22 protein-coding genes are annotated in these 22,533 nt (G+C 41.8%); 3 read left to right on the forward strand and 19 right to left on the reverse strand.

Annotation, left to right across the window (positions count from 1 at the left end):
* Positions 1-5 precede the first annotated feature (5 nt).
* Together G509_RS0107945 and G509_RS0107955 are read right to left on the reverse strand one after the other, a co-directional pair.
* Complete coding sequence (locus G509_RS0107945; RefSeq protein ID WP_026991028.1) at positions 6-809, reverse strand: haloacid dehalogenase type II; 804 nt, start codon at positions 807-809, stop codon at positions 6-8.
* A gap of 332 nt (positions 810-1,141) precedes the next feature.
* Positions 1,142-3,403 (reverse strand): TonB-dependent receptor, encoded by a 2,262-nt coding sequence (locus G509_RS0107955; RefSeq protein ID WP_026991029.1) that lies wholly within the window; start codon positions 3,401-3,403, stop codon positions 1,142-1,144.
* A gap of 402 nt (positions 3,404-3,805) precedes the next feature.
* Here G509_RS0107955 and G509_RS0107960 point away from each other — a divergent pair, with 402 nt between their 5' ends.
* Positions 3,806-4,552, forward strand: a complete 747-nt coding sequence (locus G509_RS0107960) for an NUDIX hydrolase (protein ID WP_026991030.1) — start codon at positions 3,806-3,808, stop codon at positions 4,550-4,552.
* A gap of 75 nt (positions 4,553-4,627) precedes the next feature.
* On the opposite strand, the gene G509_RS0107965 is transcribed toward G509_RS0107960, so the two are convergent.
* The 17 genes from G509_RS0107965 to G509_RS0108045 form a co-directional block, all read right to left on the reverse strand.
* A complete protein-coding gene (locus G509_RS0107965; protein ID WP_026991031.1) occupies positions 4,628-6,025 on the reverse strand; it encodes an NADH-quinone oxidoreductase subunit N in 1,398 nt (465 codons plus the stop codon).
* Positions 6,025-7,470 carry a complex I subunit 4 family protein gene (locus tag G509_RS0107970; RefSeq protein ID WP_026991032.1) on the reverse strand — a complete coding sequence of 482 codons (1,446 nt, stop codon included), beginning with the start codon at positions 7,468-7,470 and terminating at the stop codon, positions 6,025-6,027. Before G509_RS0107970 ends, G509_RS0107965 begins: the two co-directional genes overlap by 1 nt.
* 9 nt (positions 7,471-7,479) lie before the next feature.
* Positions 7,480-9,360 (reverse strand): NADH-quinone oxidoreductase subunit L, encoded by a 1,881-nt coding sequence (nuoL, locus tag G509_RS0107975; protein WP_026991033.1) that lies wholly within the window; start codon positions 9,358-9,360, stop codon positions 7,480-7,482.
* A gap of 6 nt (positions 9,361-9,366) precedes the next feature.
* The gene (nuoK, locus tag G509_RS0107980) at positions 9,367-9,687 is read right to left on the reverse strand and encodes an NADH-quinone oxidoreductase subunit NuoK (RefSeq protein WP_026991034.1); all 321 of its coding nucleotides are present in this window, start codon (positions 9,685-9,687) and stop codon (positions 9,367-9,369) included.
* A gap of 1 nt (position 9,688) precedes the next feature.
* A complete protein-coding gene (locus G509_RS0107985; protein ID WP_026991035.1) occupies positions 9,689-10,192 on the reverse strand; it encodes an NADH-quinone oxidoreductase subunit J family protein in 504 nt (167 codons plus the stop codon).
* Between the two features lies 1 nt (position 10,193).
* Complete coding sequence (locus tag G509_RS0107990; RefSeq protein WP_026991036.1) at positions 10,194-10,739, reverse strand: NuoI/complex I 23 kDa subunit family protein; 546 nt, start codon at positions 10,737-10,739, stop codon at positions 10,194-10,196.
* A 43-nt stretch (positions 10,740-10,782) separates the two neighbouring features.
* Positions 10,783-11,823 (reverse strand): NADH-quinone oxidoreductase subunit NuoH, encoded by a 1,041-nt coding sequence (gene nuoH, locus G509_RS0107995; protein ID WP_026991037.1) that lies wholly within the window; start codon positions 11,821-11,823, stop codon positions 10,783-10,785.
* Between the two features lie 2 nt (positions 11,824-11,825).
* Positions 11,826-12,869, reverse strand: a complete 1,044-nt coding sequence (locus tag G509_RS0108000) for an NADH-quinone oxidoreductase subunit G (protein ID WP_026991038.1) — start codon at positions 12,867-12,869, stop codon at positions 11,826-11,828.
* Positions 12,870-13,017: 148 nt separating this feature from the next.
* Positions 13,018-14,385, reverse strand: a complete 1,368-nt coding sequence (nuoF, locus tag G509_RS0108005) for an NADH-quinone oxidoreductase subunit NuoF (RefSeq protein WP_026991039.1) — start codon at positions 14,383-14,385, stop codon at positions 13,018-13,020.
* 2 nt (positions 14,386-14,387) lie between these two features.
* Entirely contained in the window at positions 14,388-14,930 is a 543-nt protein-coding gene (locus tag G509_RS0108010; protein WP_026991040.1) for an NADH-quinone oxidoreductase subunit NuoE family protein, read from the reverse strand.
* Between the two features lie 116 nt (positions 14,931-15,046).
* A complete protein-coding gene (locus G509_RS0108015) occupies positions 15,047-16,282 on the reverse strand; it encodes an NADH-quinone oxidoreductase subunit D (RefSeq protein ID WP_026991041.1) in 1,236 nt (411 codons plus the stop codon).
* Between the two features lie 23 nt (positions 16,283-16,305).
* Positions 16,306-16,836 carry an NADH-quinone oxidoreductase subunit C gene (locus G509_RS0108020; protein WP_026991042.1) on the reverse strand — a complete coding sequence of 177 codons (531 nt, stop codon included), beginning with the start codon at positions 16,834-16,836 and terminating at the stop codon, positions 16,306-16,308.
* A gap of 5 nt (positions 16,837-16,841) precedes the next feature.
* A complete protein-coding gene (locus tag G509_RS0108025; RefSeq protein WP_026991043.1) occupies positions 16,842-17,393 on the reverse strand; it encodes an NADH-quinone oxidoreductase subunit B in 552 nt (183 codons plus the stop codon).
* Positions 17,394-17,454: 61 nt separating this feature from the next.
* Entirely contained in the window at positions 17,455-17,820 is a 366-nt protein-coding gene (locus tag G509_RS0108030; RefSeq protein WP_026991044.1) for an NADH-quinone oxidoreductase subunit A, read from the reverse strand.
* A gap of 292 nt (positions 17,821-18,112) precedes the next feature.
* The gene (locus G509_RS0108035; protein WP_026991045.1) at positions 18,113-18,310 is read right to left on the reverse strand and encodes a cold-shock protein; all 198 of its coding nucleotides are present in this window, start codon (positions 18,308-18,310) and stop codon (positions 18,113-18,115) included.
* Between the two features lie 162 nt (positions 18,311-18,472).
* Positions 18,473-20,221: an aspartate--tRNA ligase gene (gene aspS, locus G509_RS0108040; protein WP_026991046.1), complete on the reverse strand. Its 1,749-nt coding sequence runs from the start codon at positions 20,219-20,221 to the stop codon at positions 18,473-18,475.
* A gap of 72 nt (positions 20,222-20,293) precedes the next feature.
* Positions 20,294-20,845 carry a hypothetical protein gene (locus G509_RS0108045; protein ID WP_026991047.1) on the reverse strand — a complete coding sequence of 184 codons (552 nt, stop codon included), beginning with the start codon at positions 20,843-20,845 and terminating at the stop codon, positions 20,294-20,296.
* A gap of 137 nt (positions 20,846-20,982) precedes the next feature.
* Between G509_RS0108045 and G509_RS0108050 the strand changes: the two genes are divergently transcribed.
* Complete coding sequence (locus G509_RS0108050) at positions 20,983-21,975, forward strand: TlpA family protein disulfide reductase (protein WP_026991048.1); 993 nt, start codon at positions 20,983-20,985, stop codon at positions 21,973-21,975.
* Between the two features lie 170 nt (positions 21,976-22,145).
* Positions 22,146-22,493, forward strand: a complete 348-nt coding sequence (locus tag G509_RS0108055) for a toxin-antitoxin system YwqK family antitoxin (RefSeq protein WP_026991049.1) — start codon at positions 22,146-22,148, stop codon at positions 22,491-22,493.
* Positions 22,494-22,533 lie beyond the last annotated feature (40 nt).

The following is a 22,533-nucleotide window of genomic DNA, read 5'->3' on the forward strand; positions in this document are numbered from 1 at the left end:
GTTGGTTATTTTAAAGCACACAGCTTATCGGCAATTGCTGTTAAGTTGGGTTCGTTAATTTCCACTTCGGGTGCTAACGGAAAAAGCTGCTGGCCCGGGCGCGCAATAAACGCGGTTCGCCAGCCGCTCCAGGCAGCCCCGGCAACATCCCAGCCGTGTGCTGCTATAAGCATGCAGTCTTTATTTTGCAGGTTAAGCTTTTTTGCCGCCCAGTTATAAGCATCGGTATGAGGTTTGAATTTGCCAATATCTTCTATGCTTAACTGCTGCTCAAAATAAGCAGATAGGCCTGCATTTTCTAATTGCGTTTTTACAGCTTTGTTAGACGAGTTGGTAAACGATACAAGCTTGTAGCCGTTCGCTTTTAGCTTTTTAAGGCTACTAACAACATCCGGGTGGGGTTGTAAATTCAGTATAGGTTTAATAGCATTCTTAGCCTGCTCCTGCGTTAGGGCTATGCCGTTATTTTTTGCCACCATTAAAAGTGCGGCTGCGCCTATGGCCCCAAAGTCTTCATATTTTCCGGCGGCAGTAACCACTAAAGAGTATTGCAGCATGGTTGTAAACCAAAGTGTTGCCAGCCCTGGTTTATTGCCTAAAACCGTATTTATGCTTACCTTTAATGGTTCAAGGTTTAAAACCGTTTCATTTATATCAAAAAATAAGGCTTTAGGCCTTTCGGCGGGATTTGGATATTGATATTCCGTACTGTCTGCCGTTTGCGCAGCTAACAATTCAAGGGGCGAAAGCAACCCTATACCACTTATTGTTGCTGCCTGTGCTAAAAATTTTCTTCTGTCTTTATTCATATAAAAATGTTTTAAAAACAATTTTTTTAATTGTTGTTGCCGGCTTTTACCCGGCAGTGTCTTAAACCAGGCAAAAACCATTATTAGCAGCCGTTACCGACACAATTACCGTTTGTCTCCCACCAGAGTTTTCGTGTCGGCAATGGTCCTTAATCCATTGTATGGGCTGCTGTAACAGTCGTACCCTTAAAGGTACAGTCTTTTAATTAGCATTTGTTATTGGGCCTCCTGCTAAAAATGCTGCGTTTTTTTGAAACCCGAAACAGCTGTATACCCCAAAACCGCGCCTTTTGTACAGGCCACGGTTGATGAGGTTATTATAGTTTTAATTATTAGAATCTAAAGTTAAGCGAAGCCTCTAATGTAAATGGCCTTATGTACGATCCTACCAGTGTCTGGTCGTAGTACTGCGAAGCATCGGTAATAAGTTCGGCACCGTTAATGGTTCCTTTAGCACCGGTTTGGTTTAAAAAGTTTACCGCAGTAACACCAAAATCTAAATGGTCGTTAATTTGGTAATTTACGCCGCCAAAGGTTTCCCAACGATCATCAAAATAAAGGGCGTTGGTAAGGTTGGCAAACTGTTTAGAGAAATAACGGAAACTGGCCCATACCTTGAATTTTTTGTATGAGTAACTTGGGTCTATCTCCATTAGGGTTTTAGATATTTCTAATACGTTTTTATCGTTGTATGAGTAGTTGTTGCCAAAAGCGGTAAAATCGTAGTTTTTGTATACCGGGTTCTGGAATGTTATAAGGTAGTGCAGGCTAAAGCCTTTAAACGGACTGGCAACAACATCGGTAGTCCAGCCTAATGTTTGTATGTCGTAAAATATGGTTGCTACCGATGACTGGCTAACATCATCCGGATTAACAAGGTTTAGCCTTGCCTGGAAGTTGTTTCTTGTAAGGTACGTTGCCTGAGAAACCACGCTGAATATCTTATCGTTATAGTATACTCCAAAGCCTAATAACGGGCTCTTAGTTTTAGACAGGTTTGGCGTTACAAAGCCTGAGTAGCTTTCTAACTGGCCATTGTTTTGGGTATAAGTAAAATCTAACAACACACCGGCCCTTTTGGTTACTTTTAAGACCGTGTTTACCGATCCGCCAATGTGGAACCAGTCGTTATCAAAATATGTTTTTTGCGAAGGATCAAAAACAAAACCATCGGTTCTTGGAGTCAGGTAATAATCGCCTTTAATTTTCTGGTACCTTAGGTTGATACCGTAGTTAACGCTAAACCAATCGGTAACCGCCCAGTCATCAGAAAAATAAGTCGACATTTTATTTTCGAAACCATTGTGGTACTCGCCACCTATGTTGTAGTTGTAAAAACCGTCGGCATCGGTGTTAGATGAGCTTCCAACCTGGTTGTGCACCAGTTTATCGGGTGCTGCACTTGCAGTCTGGTTATAAAACGACCTGTTGCTTGTAAACTGGTCTACGTTGTAATAGTACTCTGTAAAGCCTATCCTCATGTTGTGGGCATTCTTGGTTTTCTTAACCTCAAAACGCGATAAGAATGTAGTAGTTGGCGTACCATCGGTATAAAGGCCCAACATAGAGTTTACAGCACCGGTATAGGCCTGGCCACTTTTTTGGTAAGCGTAGCCATCTTCGGCAGTAACATTAAATACTCCTAACGGGATGCCTATTAGCTGAGACGATTCGGCATACCTTATGCGCGATGCAAACGTAAAGTTCCAGTCGTTTTGCAATGTATATTTACCGTTAACATCAAACGAGTGCGAGAATGATGCTGCATCGCTGCCTCCCATATCCGCAAATTTGGTTTTGCCTGTAAGTAGGTCTTTAAATTTAAGCGTACCATCGTTTACAATGTATGAGTCGCGGCCAATCCTAAAATCGTTAACCTCTTCTACCTTACCGCCTTCTTTATATTTAAAGATAGCATAGTTGGTTAACGATGCCGAGTTGGCGTATTTGTATAAAAAGTTAATTTGGCCTTTGCCATTATTAAAACGTTTGGTAACACCTGCACGGTAAATTTGGGTACGGTCAGAGTATTTGGCAAACTTCATATCATAAGTGCTGGGGTCGTAGTTGGCATAAGCACCAAGGGTGTAAAACCAGTTTTTGCCCATTGGGCCAGATATGTTTACATCGCCTTTTAACCAGCCAAAGTGGCTGCCCGAAAGGTTACCCACCACTTCCTGCTTATCGCTGCCCAGTTTGGTGTACGAGTTTACGGCAAAGCCAAGGTCGCCGGTTGTAATGGCGGCTTCGCTAATTTTTAAAAGGCCTGTACGGCCCAGGCTGGTGCTTTGCCTCCAGGTACGGTTGGGCAGTTCGGGCCAAAAGAAATATACAACGGGTAAATCATTTTCCTGAATGGTAATACCACCAACTGTAGAGGGCAAACCTATATTAACCTCACGCGGGCCTGTATTGTTGGCTGCATTAAGCATTACGTTACGGTTTTTTTCTTCTTTGGTATCGCTATTAACCACCTTTATTTTTTTTATAGTATCGGTAGCGGCGGGTGGGGTGCCGGTTGGCGTTTCCTGCGCAGTTAGATTCGCAGTTGCCGCCATAGAAAAGGCCAGCATCAGGAGTAATTTTTTGTTCATTTTAAAATTTGGGTTATGAGTTTGGGTTGAGTACATATCGAATCATTGTTTCAATATGAAGCAATATTAAGGCGTTTTTTTAATTCTGCAAAAAAAAGAGCCAATAATTTTTATTACGGCATCGATCGTTGAAGTATGCTGTATTAAATTCAATAATTTTTAAATTACCGAAAAGATGTGTATCTTACACTTGCAAATACTACTACGTTTGCGGCAAAACCCTTATTTTACTGGATGTTCTGTAAAATGAGATTTTACCTGTCGACTATTTCGATTACGAAAATTCAATCGTTAATCAATAAAAAGATAGTTGATAACTTTTTTTACCCAAATAATAAAATAAGAGAGGATTAGCACGTAAAAGAGTAAATAATTACTTTTGTAAACCAAAGAAAAAGGAAAATGAGTTTAAAAAAACTGTTGGAAAAAAAGTCGGAAGTGTTGTGGCAGGAAAATATACCCCACATATCAATAGACTGTGCCGTATTTGGTTTTCACGAATCTTCTTTAAAAGTGCTTCTTACTAAGTTAAAAGATCAGCCATTGTGGTCATTACCCGGAGGTTATATGAGTAAAGAGGAAGATTTAAAAGAAGCAGCCGGAAGGATACTTAACGAGCGTACCGGTGCCGAAGATATTTATCTTCAGCAGTTTAAGGTGTTTGCAAAAGTAAACCGGTCAGAAGGCTTTTTTGAAGAGTTTGATAATAGCCTTTGGCATAAACAGCGTTTTATATCTATTGGGTTTTATGCTTTGGTGGCGTATACTGATGTTGTGCCTGTTGTAGATGAGTTTTCGGATGGTTGCGAATGGGTTGATATAAATGCTCTGCCTGAAATGATGATGGATCACAGGGAGATATTTGATAAAGCTTTGGTTACCCTGCGCAGACAGCTAAATTACAAACCTATAGGCGATAAGCTCTTGCCGGAAGAATTTACAATGCCCGAACTGCAAAAATTGTACGAGATTATACTGGACAAAAAACTGAACCGTGGTAATTTTTACCGCAAAATGATTGGCTATGATATTTTAGATAAGCTGGACGAGCCCCGTAAAGGCGGCGCGCACAAAGCACCTAACCTTTATAAGTTCAATGCCGAAAAGTACACCACAGCCCTTAAAAACGGCCTTAAAGAGGGTTGGTAATACTTACCGCTATATAATAAAAAGGCGCAGTAATTATTAATTATTACTGCGCCTTTTTTGTATGTTGAATTTTTATTATCGTATCAGTCCCATTACAAGAGAAGGTACAAGGCCAATAGCTATGTTTAGTGCTATGGCTGTTACAGCAACGGTGGTGTAAGCCACAGGTACCGGTTGTACTTTTTCGGTACTGTCTTTGGTGTACATGGCTATTATAAGCTTAAAGTAGTAGCCAACACTGATTATAGAGCTTATTACCGCAAAAATTACCAGTGTAACCTGTCCTTTAGCTAATATCTGGCTAAACAGGAAGAATTTAGCAAAGAACCCTGAAAATATTGGTATACCTGCCATAGATAACAGCGCACATGTTAACACACCTGCCAATAGCGGATTGGTTTTACCAAGGCCGTTAAAGTTGTACACCTCTTCGTTACCTTTTTTGCCACACACGCTAAGTACTACGGCAAAGGCTGCAATACCGGCAAAGGCATAAGCTGCTGCGTAGTATAGCAGGTTGCCCTGAGCGTCGGCAAAGTTGGTAAAATGTATTGATAATAACATATAGCCGGCATGCGATATACCTGAGAACGCAAGCATACGCTTAACGTTGGTTTGCCTTAGGGCAATTAAGTTACCCACTATCATAGACAATACGGCTACTACGTTTATGCACGTAATATAGCCAGCTAAATGCGGATTAAGCGTTGTTATCATTTTGAATAAAGATGCCATTGCAGCAACTTTAGCCAGTGTACTCATTGTAGCGGTAGTAAGTGCCGGAGATCCTTCGTAAACATCGGGAGCCCAAAAGTGAAACGGTACTGCAGCAATTTTAAACAGTAAACCTATAAATACCATTACGCAGCCTATTGTATACCATGATGGTAAGTCAGTAGTGCTAAGTGCTTTTATAGATGGAATGTCAAACGTACCGGTAGCGCCGTAAATAAGCGCGATACCAAACAATAGTATACCCGATGCAAATGCCCCCATTAGGAAGTATTTCATACCGGCTTCGTTACTTTTTACATTTTTAGGTTCGCTTGCCGCTAATACGTAAAGTGATATAGACAATATCTCGATACCTAAAAAGAACATAGACAGATTACCAAAAGCAACCATAGCAATGGCTCCTGTTAAAAGGAATAGCTTTATAGCAACAAAATCGGATATTTTTGGTTTGTGTTCTTTATGAAAATCAGGGGTTAATGCAACTAAAAAGATAGTAAGCAATATAAACAGGCTCGAAAAACCAAGGGCATATTTATCGCTTACAACCATATTAAAGTACTGGTTCTCATCAAGCTCGAAGCTTAATAAGGTAGTGCCGAATTTAGCTTTGTACACGGCGTGCCCAAGCACAGCAAACAGGCCAATAATGGTTACCGGCACTATGGCTTTCCTGAGGTTAAAAATTTCAGCTATAAGACATATAATGCCTAATGCAGCAATAGCTATTAAAATATCCATTATTTATTAAATCGGTTTATATAAACTAAAACTTTTTCCAGCTCGGGTGTAATAAAATCGGTAATTGGTTTTGGGTATAGTCCAAAAAATAACAGTACCGCCAGTATAATTACAAACACAGCACCTTCGCTTACCGTAACATCTGCAAAGAATTTCTCGTTCTTTTCGCCAAGCATAACCTGCTGGAACATCCTAAGCATATAAAAAGCACCCAATATAATTGTGGTACCGCCAATTACGGCAAACCATATATTAGATTGTGCAAGGCTGTACAGCACTTCAAATTCGCCCACAAAGTTAAAGGTTCCCGGTAAGGCAACAGATGCCAATACCAGTATCATAAACATAGAGGTAAATTTAGGCGATTGCACCCTTATACCACCCATGCCGCTAATTTCGCCGGTTTCGAACCTGCGGTTAATAACCTCGGCAGCAAAAAACAGGCCTACCACAACAAAGCCGTGGGCTATCATTTGCAAAAACGCACCGCGAAGGCCATCCAGCGTAAGCGTATAAGCGCCCGCAGCAATAAGGCCAACGTGGGCTAAAGACGAGTAAGCCAAAAGTTTTTTAAGGTCGGTTTGTTTAAGGGCAAGTATAGAACCGTAAATAACACCGGCAATACAAAGGCCAATAACAATGTATTTATATTCGTTGGCAGCCCACGGGGTAATAGGCAGCTGCCATCTTATAATACTAAATAATGCCATTTTAAGCATGATGCCCGATAGTAGCATGGTACCTGCCGTTGGGGCTTTTTGGTACACATTGGCCTGCCAGGTATGGAACGGGATAATTGGCGTTTTAATAGCATACGCTAAAAAGAAGGCCGCAAATATCCAGGTTTGCTCTGTTGAGGTTAGCATTGCTTTATACAGGTGCAGGTTTAAGAAAGAACCCGTTCTTTGGTACAGGTAAACAAAGGCTACCAGCATAAATAACGATCCTGCAAAGGTGTATATAAAGAATTTAATAACTGATTTTTTACGCTCTTCGGCAGTACCGCTACCCCAAATAAGGGCAATAAAGTAAATAGGTATAAGCGAAAGCTCCCAGAACACGTAGTACACCAAACCGTCTACACTTAAAAATGTTCCTACCATGGCAAAGGCCATAAAAAGGATAAGTGCGTAAAATGCCCTTGTTTTTGGGAATAAATTTCCGAAAGACGAGAACACGATAATAGGGGTAAGCGCCGTGGTTAGCAACGTCATTGTCAGCGATAGTCCATCGGCCTGAAAGCCCAGGAATATGCGCGGCGACTGGTTCCATAAGTATATAAAACTTACAGGTGCGCCCTGGTTGTAGCGGTATATAACGTACAGTGTTGCCGCTAAGGCTGCCGTACTAAAAATCAGCGCCGCCTTAGAGGCCAGCTTATCGCCAACAAACCATGTGGCCGCTGCCCCAAATAATAAGATAACAAGTATAAAAGATACGTCCATCAGTATGAATTATTTTACCAGAAAAATATAACCTAAAATAGAGCAAACGCCCAGTACAAAAACAAGAAGGTAAAAGCCTATGCTGCCATTTTGCACGGTTTTGCCCTGATTGCCCAATAATGTGGCTGCCCTGCCCAAACCAAATACAAAGCCTGATAAGGCTACCTCTGTAACATTTTTAAAGAAGCTGCCAATGGCATAAATTGGTTTTATAATTATGGCGGTATAAATTTCGTCTACATAATATTTGTTGTACAATACATTGGTAACACCCGTAATCTGGGCATCCGCAGGCGGAACTTCGCCTTTTTTAATGTATTTGGCATAGGCAACGCCAATACCAATAAGCGCACCAACAACGGCTATACCCATAAGCATGTACTCTGTATTGCCTAAATGGTGGTGTTCGGCAGGCTTGGCCATAACAGGCGCAAGGTACTCGTTTAACCAACTCATTCCCGGCAGGCTTATAGCGCCACCCACAAGAGCAAGTATTGCCAAAACAATAAGTGGGAAGGTAATAAGCGTAGGCGATTCATGTAAATGGTGTTTCTGCTCTTCGGTACCCCTAAAGTCTTTGTAGAAAGTTAGGTATAAAAGGCGGAACATATAAAATGCAGTCATTATAGAGGCTAACGACCCTATAACCCATAGCGGTTTATTGTGGTGGAACGCCGTCATTAAAATTTCGTCTTTAGAGAAGAAACCGGAGAATGGCGGTAAACCTGAAATGGCAAGTGTAGAGATAAGGAAGGTAACAAAGGTAATCTTCATTACTTTTCTAAGTCCGCCCATGTTACGCATATCCTGCTCGCCATGAAGCGCGTGTATAACCGACCCTGAGCCAAGGAACAAACATGCCTTAAAGAAAGCGTGTGTTATTACATGGAATACTGCAATCTCGTAAGCGCCAAGCCCAAGGGCAAGGAATATCAATCCTAATTGCGATACGGTAGAGTAGGCCAGTACTTTTTTAATATCGTTCTGAACCAAACCTATAGAGGCAGCAACCAGTGAGGTTACGGCACCTACTACGGCTATAATTTCGAGAACATCAGGTGTTAAGTTGAATAAGAAGTTTAAGCGCGTTATCATAAAGATACCCGCCGTTACCATGGTAGCCGCGTGTATAAGCGCCGATACCGGGGTAGGCCCTGCCATTGCATCGGGTAGCCAGGTATATAAAGGCAGCTGGGCACTTTTACCACAGGCACCAATAAACAGACATAACATTGCAATACCTAACCAGGCTTTATCTACCGACCAGCCGTTTTCAAGCTCGGCTTTCATAAGGTCGTATTCCACAGTGTGGAAAAGGTAGGCAAGGATAAATATCCCGATAAGGAAACCAAGGTCGCCAATACGGTTCATAATAAATGCTTTCTTGGCAGCATCGTTATATTCCTGGTTTTTGTACCAGAAACCAATAAGAAGGTACGAGCAAAGCCCAACGCCTTCCCAGCCAATAAACATTATTAGTAAGTTGCTGCCCATTACCAGTGTTATCATAAAGAAAACAAACAGGTTTAGGTAGGCAAAAAATTTGTGCATGTTCTCGTCATCATGCATGTAGCTTATAGAATACATGTGGATAAGCGTACCAATACCGGTAACAAACATCAGCCAAAGCAGCGAAAGCTGGTCTAACTGAAAGCTGAAGTTTACAGTAAAGTTTGCAAGGTGCAGCCACTCAAAAAGGTTAACCATTACAGGTGTCTTTGTTTGCAGTACCTGTAAAAAGAAATACAGGGTAGCGGCAAAAGATACGGCAACAGCTACGGTGCCCAGGGTACCGGTAAGTGTTTTGCTAAGTTTTTTTCCGAAGAAAATATTAATTAAGAACCCTGCAAATGGGGCAAATAGTAATAGTAAGGCCAAATTTGTCTCCATCAGGCGTTATCCTTTTAATTTCTTTAAATTATCAATGTCAATACCATTATGGTTACGGTATACGGCTACCAGTATGGCAAGGCCCACGGCAACCTCGGCAGCGGCAACAGCCATCGAGAAAAACACAAACACCTGCCCGGCTGCATCCTGGTGGTAGGTAGAAAATGCTACCAGTAACAGGTTAACGGCGTTTAGCATAATTTCTATAGACATGAACATAACAATGGCATTACGCCTGAACAATACACCAAATATACCCACGCAAAAAAGCAGGGTAGAGAGGTAAATGTAGTTGTCTATGCCAACTTGTTGTAAAATATTTTCCATCTTAGTTGTTAATGTGTTCTTTTTTAGACAATAGTACCGCACCTATCATAGATACTAATAACAGTACCGATGCAAATTCAAAAGGCACCATATAATTGTTTAGCAATACCTGGCCCAGTACTTTAATAGACTGAAAATCCTGGCCCGATACTTTATATTCGTTTATTACCGGCTGCGATTTGATAAAGGTAGCCAATAGTACCAATGCCACAAGGCAAAAAGCAACTACGGCGGCTATGCGCGATAGTATTGGTTTGTTTTTTTCGTCGGCCTTATTAAGGTTCATAAGCATTATAGTAAAGAGCATCAGGATCATGATGGCACCCGAATAAACTATAATATGTACGATGAATAAAAACTGTGCATTAAACATTAAGTAATGCCCGGCTATAGAAAAAAAGCAAAGTACAAGGTATATGGCGCTGTGGATAGGGTTTTTACTCAAAATGGTTAAAAACGCCGTGCCTAATGTAATGGCCGATAAGATGTAAAATAGTGTTAGCATATTAGTTAGCCGTTTGCATTTGGGTATTCCTGATAGCCATATCTAACGGCATAACAAGTTTTTCTTTTCCGTAAATAAAATCTTCGCGGTTGCTGCTTGATTTAACCATAACACGCGATGTTGTAAGATAGATAGCCTGTTTAGGGCAAGCCTCTTCGCACAGGCCGCAAAAAATGCAGCGCAGCATATTTATCTCGTAGATAGAAGCATATTTCTCTTCCCTGTAAAGGTGTTTCTCCTCGGGCTTGCGCTCTTCGGCTTTCATGGTAATGGCTTCGGCAGGGCACGAAAGGGCACACAAACCGCAGGCAGTACAACGCTCGCGGCCTTCGTCATCGCGCATCAGCATGTGCTGGCCACGGTAAACAGGGCTAAGCTCGCGCGTTTGCTCAGGATATTTAATAGTAACACTTCTGGTAAAAAGGTGCTTTAGGGTAATCCATAAACCTTTTGCAATAGCAATAAGGTAAAGGCTCTCTGCAAAGGTCATCTTTTTATTGGAAACCTCCTTTTTACGGCCGGATAACGATATGGTTTCTATAGACATTGTAATATTCTTTTAACCTGAACTACAGGTGTTGTCTTTAAATCTAAAGGTTTTGGTCTGCCAGTAATATAATAATACCGGTTACAATAATGTTTGCAATGGCAAGTGGTATAAGCATTTTCCATCCTAACTTCATCAGCTGGTCGTAACGGAATCTTGGAATCGTCCAACGCACCCACATGTAGAAGAAGATAAAGAAGCAAATTTTGGCAAATAAAACAAATATGCCAATAATGTTGGCAATGTTAGCACCTGCAACGCTCTCTACCCAGTCCATGCCCGGATAGTTGTAAGCACCAAAGTACAATACCGCTAATATGGTAGACGATATAAACATACTTGCATACTCTGCAAACAGGTAAAAGCCCATTTTCATGGAAGAATACTCGGTATGGTAACCACCTATAAGCTCGGCCTCGCACTCGGCAAGGTCAAACGGGGTACGGTTAGTCTCTGCAAACGAGCACACTAAGAAGATGATAAACCCTACCGGTTGGTAAAGCACATTCCATCTCCAGCCATGCTGGCCCGCGGCAATTTCGCCAAGGCTAAGGGTTCCTGTCATCATTACCAAACAGATAATGGCAAGGCCCATGGCAACCTCGTACGATATCATTTGTGATGAAGCACGCATGGCGCCCATAAGCGAGAATTTGTTGTTAGAAGCCCATCCGCCAATCATAATACCGTACACACCTACCGATAGTACGCCAAAAACGTACAGCATACCAATATTAATATCGGTAGCCTGAAGGATAACATCGCGGCCAAATAGCGTTAGCTTATCGCCCCAAGGTATAACGGCACTCGTCATTAAAGCGGTGGTCATAGATATGGCCGGGCCTGCAATAAAAAGGAACCTGTTCTCTGTATTAGGAAAAAACTCTTCTTTAGAGAATAGCTTTAAACCATCGGCAAGGGGCTGTAATATACCACCTTTACCTGCGCGGTTAGGGCCAACACGGTCCTGGAACCAAGCAGCAATTTTACGCTCGGCTAATGTTTCGTACATTGCAAAAAGCATTGTAATGGCAAAGATCACCACTATAAAAATACCTTTTTCTATAATTATTGCCTGATCCATAGTTATACGTTTCCTTCTTTATAAATTTCTGCCTCTTCGCGCTTAAGCGGAACAGCAGGCATACTGATTTTTTTACGGTCCTGGTCGCGGCCTAACAAAATGTTGTGCTCGGTTTCAATTTTAACCGGCTCAATTTGCCTGGTGTAGTTATTTTGGTTGATAACCGAATCTTTCTCGAATTTACGAGGCCCTTCAATAACCCAGTCAGCCGGGTCTTTGTGGTCAAAACGGCATTCGTTGCAAATAAACTCTTCCACTTCGTGGTATACGTCTTTACGGGCAGTAACCCTTTGTATTTCGTTACCAAACATCCAAAGTGTAGTTTTACCGCAGCATTTATCGCAATCGCGGTGGGCGTTATACGGTTTGTTAAACCAAACCCTTTGCTTAAACCTGAATGTTTTATCTGTAAGTGCTCCAACAGGGCAAACATCGATCATGTTACCCGAGAACTCATTATCAATAGCTTTAGAAATGGCTGTAGATATCTGCGAATGGTCGCCCCTGTTTAATACACCGTGTACACGGTTATCAGTAAGCTGATCGGCAGTCATAACACAACGGTAGCATAAAATGCAACGGTTCATGTGCAGCTGTATCTTATCGCCAATATTTTCGGGCTCAAAAGTTCTTTTCTCTTCAATAAAGCGCGTTTTGGCAGCACCATGCTTAAAGCTAAGGTTTTGCAAATCGCACTCACCGGCCTGGTCGCACACGGGGCAATCCAGCGGGTGGTTAATTAAAAGAAATTCGGTTACCGATTTACGGGCATCCACAACCCTTTCAGATGAGATGCTTTTTACTTCCATACCATCCATAACACCGGTTACGCAAGATGCCATAAGTTTTGGCATAGGGCGTGGGTCGGCTTCGCTACCTTTAGAAACCTCTACTAAGCAGCAACGGCATTTGCCCCCGCTACCTTTAAGTTTAGAGTAGTAGCACATGGCTGGAGGCACGCTTTCGCCCCCTATCATTCGCGCAGCCTGCAGGATGGTGGTCCCCGGTTCTACGTCTATTTCCTGGCCGTCTATTGTTACTTTCATTGTAATTTTTTGTTTGAAAGTTTCAGGTTTCAGGTTTCAGGTTGCCGTTAGGCACCTTACATCAAAAACGTTACAAACTATATTTTAAAGCATGGCCCGCTTTTTAATCAGGCTTTATGACTTTTGACTTTTAAACTTTATGACTTACTTACACTACTTGTTTTGCCACTAAATGCTTCACCTTTTCAAAAGGCTCGGCAACAAAGTGGTCTCTGTTCTTGATTTTTTCAGGAAAACGAACGTGGTATTCAAACTCGTCCCTAAAATGGCGAATGGCTGCTGCCACCGGCCATGCTGCTGCATCGCCAAGCGGGCAAATGGTGTTGCCCTCTATTTTACGCTGTATATCCCAAAGCAAATCGATATCTTCTTCGCGGCCATGGCCGTTTTCTATACGGTGCAGTACTTTTTCCATCCAGCCGGTACCCTCGCGGCAAGGCGAGCACTGGCCACAGCTTTCGTGGTGGTAAAAACGGCTAAAGTTCCAGGTATTACGTACAATACATGCCGTATCGTTATACACTATAAACCCACCTGAACCTAAAGACGATCCGGTGGCAAACCCACCATCGGCAAGCGACTCATACGTCATTAACCTGTCTTCTCCGGCAGCGGTTTTAAAAATAAGGTGCGATGGCAATATTGGCACCGACGACCCTCCGGGAATCAAGCCTTTTAAAGGCCTGTCGTTCATCATTCCGCCAAGGTACTGGTCAGAATTCATAAATTCATCAACCGTCATACCCATGTCTATCTCGTAAACGCCCGGGTTTTTAACGTGGCCCGAAACAGAGAATAGTTTAGTGCCTGTAGAACGCCCAACACCAATTTTAGCATATTCTGCACCGGTGTTGTTAATAATCCACGGCACAGCCGATATAGACTCTACATTGTTAACCACGGTAGGGTTGGCCCATAAACCGCTAATTGCCGGAAACGGTGGCTTTATCCTTGGGTTACCCCTTTTGCCTTCTAACGACTCAATAAGAGCGGTTTCTTCGCCACAAATGTAAGCTCCGGCACCACAATGAACGTGAAGGTCCAGATCCCAGCCCGTACCTAATATATTTTTACCCAGCCAGCCTGCGGCATAGGCTTCTTTAATTGCTTTTTCTAAAATGCGGTAAACCCACATGTATTCGCCACGGATGTAGATGTACGATAAGTTACAGCCTAATGCGTAGCTTGAAGTTATCATCCCTTCTATTAAAAGGTGCGGAATGTACTCCATAAGGTAACGGTCTTTAAACGTACCGGGTTCAGACTCATCGGCATTACAAACCAAGTGCCTTGGCTTGCCTGATTTTTTGTCGATAAAGCTCCATTTCATACCCGTAGGGAAACCGGCTCCACCACGGCCACGAAGCCCCGATGTTTTAACCTCTTCTACCACTTCATCGGGCGTCATGCCCTTAAGTGCTTTTTCTACAGAGCGGTAACCACCATTTTGGCGGTACACGTCGTAGGTTTTTATGCCGGGAACATTTGCATGTTCTAATAATATTTTTGTAGCCATTGTTATTCAGTAATGGTCAGTTTATGTAAATCTACTTTTCCTGCCCTGCAGTCGTCTATAAGTGCATCTACTTTTTCTTTGGTAAGGTGCTCTTTATAGTAATCGCCTAACTGTAGCATGGGTGCATAGCCGCATGCGCCAAGGCACTCTACGCCAACAACGGTAAATTGGCCATCGGGCGTTGTTTCGCCTTCTTTAATGCCAAGTTTGTTGCAGGTATAGTCCATCAGGTCTTCGGCACCGCGCAGCGCACAGCACGAAGTCCTGCAAAACTCGAACATATATTTGCCAATGGGCTTTTGGTTGTACATGGTGTAAAAAGATACCACCTCGTATACTTCTATAGGTTTGATGCCTAAAATTTCGGCTACTTTGTCCTGTAATTCGATGCTAAGCCAGTTATCGTGTGCATCCTGTACTTCGTGAAGCACGGGCAGCAGCGCCGATTTTCTTTTATCTGCAGGGTAGTGGCTTAAAAGCTCATCAATGCGTGCTGTTAGGGCTGCATCAATATTTATAACCTGTTTTGCGTTACTAATTTCCATCCTCTTTTTATTTCTATTTCAAATGATGAATCCTGAACTTTAAATGATGTAGCATCATCTTTAATCCTCAACCCAAAATTCAAAATTTATAATTCATCATTTAAAATAAATTCTCTTTATGCGTCTAATTCGCCTGCAATAACATTTAGGCTTGATAAGGTTGCAATGGCATCAGATAGCATTTGCCCCCTAACCATATCGTTAAATGCCTGGTAATATATAAAGCACGGCCTGCGGAAATGCAGCCTGAAAGGCGTACGGCTACCATCTGTAATAAGGTAAAAGCCAAGCTCGCCATTACCGCCCTCTACCGCGTGGTACACCTCTGTTTTTGGCACGGGTATTTCGCCCATTACAATTTTAAAGTGGTAAATAAGCGCCTCCATGTTGTTGTAAACATCTTCTTTTGGCGGAAGGTAATAATCAGGCACATTAGCGTGGAAAGGCCCTTCGGGCAGCTTATCCATGGCTTGTTTTATAATTTTAAGGCTTTCCCAAACTTCGGCACTACGAACGCAGAACCTGTCGTACGTATCGCCTGATTTGCCTACAGGAATATCAAATTCAAAATCTTCGTAAGAGCTGTATGGCTGCATAACACGAACATCATAATCGATACCTGCTGCCCTAAGGTTAGGGCCTGTAAAACCGTAGCTTATTGCCTTTTCGGCAGATATTGGGCCTACGTCTATAGTACGGTCCATAAAGATTCGGTTACGCATTAGCAGGTTTTCAAACTCCTGCCATACTTTAGGGAAATCTTCTAAAAAGTCGTTTATTTTTTTAAAGGTAGCCGGGCTCCAGTCTCTCTCAAAACCGCCAATGCGGCCCATATTGGTAGTAAGGCGGGCGCCACAGATCTCTTCGTATATTTCGTAAATTTTTTCGCGGTACTGAAAAACGTATAAAAACCCTGTTAATGCACCGGTATCTACACCTAAAACCGAGTTGCATATAATATGGTCGGCAATACGGGCAAGCTCCATAACAATAACCCTAAGGTATTGTACACGTTTAGGTACCTCAATATCCAGCACTTTTTCTAAAGTCATCCACCAGCCCATGTTGTTAATGGGCGATGAGCAATAGTTCATCCTGTCGGTAAGCGGGGTTATCTGGTAAAACGGCCTGTTTTCGGCAATTTTTTCAAAAGCGCGGTGTATGTAGCCCACAGTGCCTTCGCCATCCACAATTCTCTCGCCATCCATTAACAGGATGTTCTGAAAGATACCGTGTGTAGCAGGGTGAGTAGGCCCAAGGTTAAGTATAGAGAGTTCGCTGCCGTCTTCATTCTGCCTTTGCTCAATCATCTTGGCATAGCGGTGCTCTGGTGGTAATAACAGGTCTGACATTTTATATAAAAATTTATTCCCGGTTAATTATTGTTAACATTATCTGGCTTACGGCCAAAGAAACGGTCATCCTTATCGGTACGGCCGCCATCCTCTAAAGGAAACTCTTTGCGCATAGGGAACGATACCATCTCGTCCATATTAAGTATCCTTTTAAGCTGCGGGTGCCCCTTAAAAATAATACCGTAAAAGTCGTAGGTTTCGCGTTCCTGCCAGTTGGCGCTTAAAAAGTGGTTGGTTGCAGTTTCTATTTCGGGCTGTTCGCCGTTTAAAAAACATTTAAACCTAATCCTTACGTTATCGTACCAGTTGTGCATGTGGTATACCACGGCAAACTGCCTGTCTATGCTGTTGTCAGGGTAATGCACCCCGCACACATCAGTAAGGAAATTAAAACGAAGCAAGGGGTCTTGTTTAAGAAACCCCATTACATCGGCCATTGAGGCCGAATCTACTTCAAACGAAAATATATCCTTAAGCTGGATATAGCCGGTAACTTTGTCGCCAAACTTATCGGTAAGCTTTTCTTCTATTACAGATGTTTCTAAAGCCATTTTACTTATGTAATATTATAAGAAGCCATAAGTTCTTGATACTCTGGCGAATTTCTTCTTCTAACCGACTCCGACCTTACAATGTCCTGAAGCCTCATAATGCCGTCTAATATCTGTTCCGGCCTTGGTGGGCAGCCCGGTACGTAAACATCTACCGGTATAACCTTATCGATGCCCTGTAGTACAGAGTATGTATCGAAAACACCACCCGATGATGCGCAGGCACCCACGGCAATAACCCAGCGTGGCTCGGCCATTTGCTCGTAAACCTGGCGTAAAATTGGTGCCATTTTTTTGGCAATGGTACCCATTACCAAAAGCATATCGGCCTGGCGTGGCGAAAAGCTCATACGTTCAGACCCAAAACGGGCCACATCATAATGTGATGCCATAGTGGCCATAAATTCTATACCACAGCAAGATGTTGCAAAAGGCAAAGGCCAAAGCGAGTTGGCACGGGCCATACCCACAACGGTATCTAACTGTGTGGCAAAAAAGCCACTGCCTTCTACCCCCGGAGGAGCGTCGACTAATTTAATATCTTTTGAATTGCTCATTGTAATTTAGTTTTTGATTATCAGGTATATAGTGCAAAAAGCATACCTAATAGCTCTTTTGTTATTCCCACTCAAGGCCTTTTTTCTTCATAACATAGAAAAAGCCTACAATAAGCAGGAACATAAATATGCCCATTTTCATTAATCCTTCAAAACCCATATCGCGGAAGTTAACCGCCCATGGGTACATAAATATAACCTCTACGTCGAACAATACGAAAAGTATGGCTACAAGAAAATATTTTACAGAAAAAGGTATACGGGCGTTACCTACAGACTCTATACCGCACTCAAAGTTTTTGTCTTTGTTTAACGAGTTTCGTTTTGGCCCCAAAAGGCTTGATACAAAAATAGTTCCAACCACAAAACCTATAGCCAGTAAGGTTTGCATTAATATTGGGAAGTAATCTACCTGCGTTGTTTGCATAAACAGATGCTTAATTTGTGAAACAATTCACAAATATACACGTCATAATGAAACAATTTCAAGGTTTTGTTGAGAGATAAAGAATATAACCCCAATTTTTATTGGTTCTAAATAAAAGCAAATTTCGCAATGAAATAAGGCATTTCTACGGATTTGCTATAATACTTTTTTAATGTTTATCAATTTGGCAGAAAAACATATAAAAAAGTGCATTTAACAATGGTTTAGCATAAAAAAAGCCACCCTATTGGGTGGCTTAATTTGTTGGAGGTATTGATAAATATATAGTATATTAGTCAATGGCAGCTACCTGAGCAGCTACTTTACCTTTTTTGCCGTCTTCTTCAACATAGCTCACTTTGTCACCTTCTCTTAGGCCTTCAACCTGAAGTCCTGTAGCGTGTACAAAAATGTCTTTGCCTGTTTCGTCGTCTGTAATGAATCCAAAACCTTTAGATTCAATAAAAAATTTTACTTTGCCTGTTCGCATTATGCAATAAAAAAAATAATTAATAATGCTCCAAAGGTAAAATTAATATTGACACTACAAAGCGAAACGTTAAAAAAATTAAATAATAATTAATTTAACCTTCTGTTTTTTATTATGTTGTAAATTTTATTACAGTTTAACTGTAGGTTTTACCTGTTAAAACTATCCTCTTAATTTTATATGTAATTCGGTTAATTGGGTCTCATCTATTGTAGACGGCGCATCGATCATTACATCGCGCCCAGAGTTGTTTTTAGGGAATGCTATAAAGTCTCTTATCGTTTCCTGGCCACCTAATATGGCAACAAGCCTGTCGAAACCAAAAGCAAGGCCGCCGTGTGGCGGTGCGCCATACTGAAAGGCATCCATAAGGAAGCCAAACTGTGCTTTAGCCTGCTCTTCTGTAAAGCCCAAATATTTAAACATAAGTGCCTGCGTGGCCTTATCGTGTATCCTGATAGATCCGCCGCCAATTTCGTTACCGTTAAGCACTAAATCGTAAGCGTTGGCACGTACTGCGCCCGGATTGGTTTCCAAAAGTGAAATATCTTCCGGTTTTGGCGATGTAAACGGGTGGTGCATGGCGTGGAACCTCTGGCTATCTTCATCCCACTCTAATAATGGGAAGTCTACTACCCAAAGCGGAGCAAAAACCTCCGGGTTGCGCAGGCCAAGGCGTGTGGCAAGCTCCATACGCAGGGCACTAAGGCGTGTGCGTGTTTTATGGGCATCGCCGCTTAGTACTACTATAAGGTCGCCCGGTTGTGCGCCTGTAATTTGTGCCCATTGCTGTAAATCGGCAGCATCATAAAATTTATCTACAGATGATTTTATAGAGCCATCTGCCTCATACTTGGCATAAACCATACCGCTGGCACCTACCTGTGGGCGTTTTACCCACTCTATAAGCTCGTCTATTTGCTTGCGGGTGTACGATGCCGCGCCTGGAACTGCAATACCTACAACAAGCTCTGAGTTATTAAAAACCGCAAAGTCTTTGTGCTGCGCCACTGCGTTAAGCTCGCCAAACTCCATCCCAAAACGAATGTCCGGTTTATCGTTACCGTATTTTTTCATGGCCTCATCATACGTCATACGAGGAAAAGCGCCTGTATCAATACCTTTAACCTGTTTAAGCAGGTGGCTTGCAAGGCCTTCAAAGGTTTGTATAATGTCTTCCTGCTCTACAAAAGCCATTTCGCAGTCTATTTGTGTAAACTCCGGCTGGCGGTCGGCACGAAGGTCCTCATCCCTAAAGCATTTAACAATCTGGAAGTATTTATCCATACCGCCCACCATAAGCAGCTGCTTAAAGGTTTGTGGCGATTGCGGAAGGGCATAAAACTGGCCCTGGTTCATGCGGCTTGGCACCACAAAGTCGCGTGCGCCCTCTGGGGTAGATTTTATAAGCACCGGTGTTTCTACCTCTACAAAGTTTTGTGCCGAAAGGTAGTTACGTACCTCCATGGCTACTTTGTGGCGAAACAGCAGGCTGTTTTTTACCGGGTTACGGCGAATATCAAGGTAACGGTATTTCATACGAATGTCTTCGCCACCGTCTGTTTCATCTTCTATAGTAAAAGGTGGGGTAATAGAGGCATTAAGTACTGTAAGTTCGCTTACTAATATCTCAATATCTCCGGTAGCCATAGCTGCGTTTTTACTTTCGCGCTCTATAACTGTACCCTTAACCTGTATAACAAATTCCCTGCCCAGGGTAGTAGCAAGCTCCAGCACCTCTTTTTGTGTGCGCTGTTCGTCAAAAATAAGCTGGGTTATGCCATAGCGATCTCGTAGGTCTACCCATATCATAAACCCTTTGTTACGCGATTTTTGCACCCATCCTGCAAGTGTTACTTCCTGATTAATATGCGAGGCGTTAAGCTGCCCGCAATTGTGGCTTCTATACATTACATGTAATTTTTTGTGCTGCAAATTTAGTAACTATTACCAATAATGTCTAAAAGCAGCAAAAAAACATTTTTATTTACGCTTTTTAGACTTATCCGTCTCTTTAAAAGACTGTACAATCTTTTCCATTTGTACGTCGTGTTTTTCCCGGTTATCGGCATGTGTCCAGGTTATTATCTGGTAGTAATAGTTTTTACCCTCTACATAAGCCAGTTTCCAGTATACAGGTATGCTGTCTATTGTGCCGGTTATGCTTGCTGTTGCGGCAGCGCGTTTATTTATTTTTAAGGGCTTTAATTTTAGTATGGTGTCAAATTCGGTACCTTCGTTTAAAGATTCTGTCAAATAATTACAGTAACCTTTAAAATCGGTGGTGTAACCCATATCATTTTCGGTAAAATTATAGTGTACATCGCGCTTATCTTCATCTAATACAATTACATAAAAATCCGAGTTAATATCCTGGTATTGTAAAGAGGCATGGTCGTTAAGATTGGTGGCAAGGCTAAACGAAGCTGGCAATTCCAGGCTATACCTGCCTTTAACTTTTATTAGCTGGGGTTGTTCCTGGCACGATGTAATAAATAATACAACAAAAGCGGCAAGCAATAATTTTATTTTCATAGTAATGGTACGGTATTGGTTAAGCTAAATGTAGTAAAAATGAGATAAATCTTTAAGGCATTAAAATATTTATTGCTTTATATGGTTATCTCATGTACTAACGTTAATTTTACGTCTATCAAATAACGAATTTAATTATGAAAAAAATCCTGTTACTCTTGCTTTTCGTAGCCACAGGCGCATTTGCCCAAGCCGATAAAGTAAAATTTACTGCAAAAATAGAAAACCGAAACAGCGACTCGCTGGTTGTAAGGTCGCGCAACTTTACTAAAACTTTAAAAGCCGATAAAAAAGGGGCATTTGCCGATGCCTTTGCTGTACCAGAGGCCGGCCTGTACCAATTGTTTGACGGTGCCGAGTATGCTACGCTCTACCTTAAAAACGGTTACGACCTTAGTATGACTATGGATGCCAAAAAATTTGACGAATCTATTGCTTTTAAAGGTAAAGGGGCTAAAGAGAACAACCTACTTGCCCAAAAAACCATAGGTGATGAAAACCTGGTTGCCGATCTTAGTACTGCTTCTACCGATGAGGCTGCCGTAGATAAGTTTCTTATTGCAAGGAACGCCAAGTATGAGGCTGCACTTGCCGATAAAGATATTGATGCAGAATTTAGGACTATGGTAAGCCACCAGCTTAAAGCCGAAGGCGAGCAACTTAAAGGTATGGCTGAGCAAAGTATGAAAGCTAATAAAATGAAAGGGCAGCAATCTCCTACTTTTGCGTACGAAAATTACAAGGGCGGTACTACCAAACTGGAAGATTTTAAAGGTAAATACGTATATATAGATGTTTGGGCTACTTGGTGTGGGCCTTGCCGCCAGGAAATTCCGTATTTACAAGAAGTAGAAAAAAAATACGAAGGCAAGAATATTGAATTTGTAAGCCTTTCTATAGATACTAAAAAGGATTACGAAAAATGGAGAAAGATGGTAGGCGATAAATCGTTAGGCGGTGTGCAGATTATTGCAGATAACGATTGGAAATCTGCCTTTACTACAGCTTATGGTGTTAACTCTATACCAAGGTTTATATTAATAGACCCGCAGGGTAAAGTGGTTGAAGCCGATGCTAAACGCCCATCTGACCCTGCTTTACAGGCACAATTGGATAAATTGCTAAAATAGGCAAATAGCCCAAAACCCTTATAAACCCTGCCATTGGCAGGGTTTTTTTATTTTTCCAATGTTAAGTTTTACTCAATGTTACCAAATTGTTAAGCCAACGTGTCTTTTGTGTAAATAATATTTAATATATTTGTTTTAAGAATATGTATAACCTTAAACACTAAACAGATATGAAAAAGATAATAGTTGCCGGAATGTTACTTTTTGCAGGTGTAATATCAGCCCAGTCAGTTAAACCAACACACGAAATAGAGAACAATATAATAAAATCTACTTACTTTTATGATAACGGAAACGTAAAACAATCCGGTTATTATAAAGATGGTAAACTGCATGGTAGCTGGGTTGCCTATAACGAAGATGGCACCAAACAATCTATGGGCGAGTATGTAAACGGACAAAAATCAGGTAAATGGTTTTTCTGGACCGGGTCTGTACTTAACGAAGTAGATTACTCTAACAGCAGGATAGCCGACATTAAAAAATGGTCTAAAGATGCTATTGCCGTAAATAAATAAAATTACATACGTATACCAAATAATAAAGGCAGCCAATTGG

Source organism: Flavobacterium subsaxonicum WB 4.1-42 = DSM 21790 (assembly GCF_000422725.1).
In the GTDB taxonomy this organism is placed as follows: Bacteria; Bacteroidota; Bacteroidia; order Flavobacteriales; family Flavobacteriaceae; genus Flavobacterium; species Flavobacterium subsaxonicum.

What these genes read in the sequence shown, in the direction of transcription:
- G509_RS0107945 (WP_026991028.1), bottom strand. Translation starts at nt 809, where the DNA reads ATGAATAAAGACAGAAGAAAATTTTTAGCACAGGCAGCAACAATAAGT.
- G509_RS0108050 (WP_026991048.1), top strand. Translation starts at nt 20,983, where the DNA reads ATGAAAAAAATCCTGTTACTCTTGCTTTTCGTAGCCACAGGCGCATTT.
- nuoF (WP_026991039.1), bottom strand. Translation starts at nt 14,385, where the DNA reads ATGGCTACAAAAATATTATTAGAACATGCAAATGTTCCCGGCATAAAA.
- nuoK (WP_026991034.1), bottom strand. Translation starts at nt 9,687, where the DNA reads ATGGAAAATATTTTACAACAAGTTGGCATAGACAACTACATTTACCTC.
- nuoL (WP_026991033.1), bottom strand. Translation starts at nt 9,360, where the DNA reads ATGGAGACAAATTTGGCCTTACTATTACTATTTGCCCCATTTGCAGGG.
- G509_RS0108025 (WP_026991043.1), bottom strand. Translation starts at nt 17,393, where the DNA reads ATGAGCAATTCAAAAGATATTAAATTAGTCGACGCTCCTCCGGGGGTA.
- G509_RS0107960 (WP_026991030.1), top strand. Translation starts at nt 3,806, where the DNA reads ATGAGTTTAAAAAAACTGTTGGAAAAAAAGTCGGAAGTGTTGTGGCAG.
- G509_RS0107985 (WP_026991035.1), bottom strand. Translation starts at nt 10,192, where the DNA reads ATGCTAACACTATTTTACATCTTATCGGCCATTACATTAGGCACGGCG.
- G509_RS0107965 (WP_026991031.1), bottom strand. Translation starts at nt 6,025, where the DNA reads ATGGATATTTTAATAGCTATTGCTGCATTAGGCATTATATGTCTTATA.
- G509_RS0108035 (WP_026991045.1), bottom strand. Translation starts at nt 18,310, where the DNA reads ATGCGAACAGGCAAAGTAAAATTTTTTATTGAATCTAAAGGTTTTGGA.
- nuoH (WP_026991037.1), bottom strand. Translation starts at nt 11,823, where the DNA reads ATGGATCAGGCAATAATTATAGAAAAAGGTATTTTTATAGTGGTGATC.
- G509_RS0108055 (WP_026991049.1), top strand. Translation starts at nt 22,146, where the DNA reads ATGAAAAAGATAATAGTTGCCGGAATGTTACTTTTTGCAGGTGTAATA.
- G509_RS0107990 (WP_026991036.1), bottom strand. Translation starts at nt 10,739, where the DNA reads ATGTCTATAGAAACCATATCGTTATCCGGCCGTAAAAAGGAGGTTTCC.
- G509_RS0108010 (WP_026991040.1), bottom strand. Translation starts at nt 14,930, where the DNA reads ATGGAAATTAGTAACGCAAAACAGGTTATAAATATTGATGCAGCCCTA.
- G509_RS0108045 (WP_026991047.1), bottom strand. Translation starts at nt 20,845, where the DNA reads ATGAAAATAAAATTATTGCTTGCCGCTTTTGTTGTATTATTTATTACA.
- aspS (WP_026991046.1), bottom strand. Translation starts at nt 20,221, where the DNA reads ATGTATAGAAGCCACAATTGCGGGCAGCTTAACGCCTCGCATATTAAT.
- G509_RS0108030 (WP_026991044.1), bottom strand. Translation starts at nt 17,820, where the DNA reads ATGCAAACAACGCAGGTAGATTACTTCCCAATATTAATGCAAACCTTA.
- G509_RS0107970 (WP_026991032.1), bottom strand. Translation starts at nt 7,470, where the DNA reads ATGGACGTATCTTTTATACTTGTTATCTTATTATTTGGGGCAGCGGCC.
- G509_RS0108020 (WP_026991042.1), bottom strand. Translation starts at nt 16,836, where the DNA reads ATGGCTTTAGAAACATCTGTAATAGAAGAAAAGCTTACCGATAAGTTT.
- G509_RS0108000 (WP_026991038.1), bottom strand. Translation starts at nt 12,869, where the DNA reads ATGAAAGTAACAATAGACGGCCAGGAAATAGACGTAGAACCGGGGACC.
- G509_RS0107955 (WP_026991029.1), bottom strand. Translation starts at nt 3,403, where the DNA reads ATGAACAAAAAATTACTCCTGATGCTGGCCTTTTCTATGGCGGCAACT.
- G509_RS0108015 (WP_026991041.1), bottom strand. Translation starts at nt 16,282, where the DNA reads ATGTCAGACCTGTTATTACCACCAGAGCACCGCTATGCCAAGATGATT.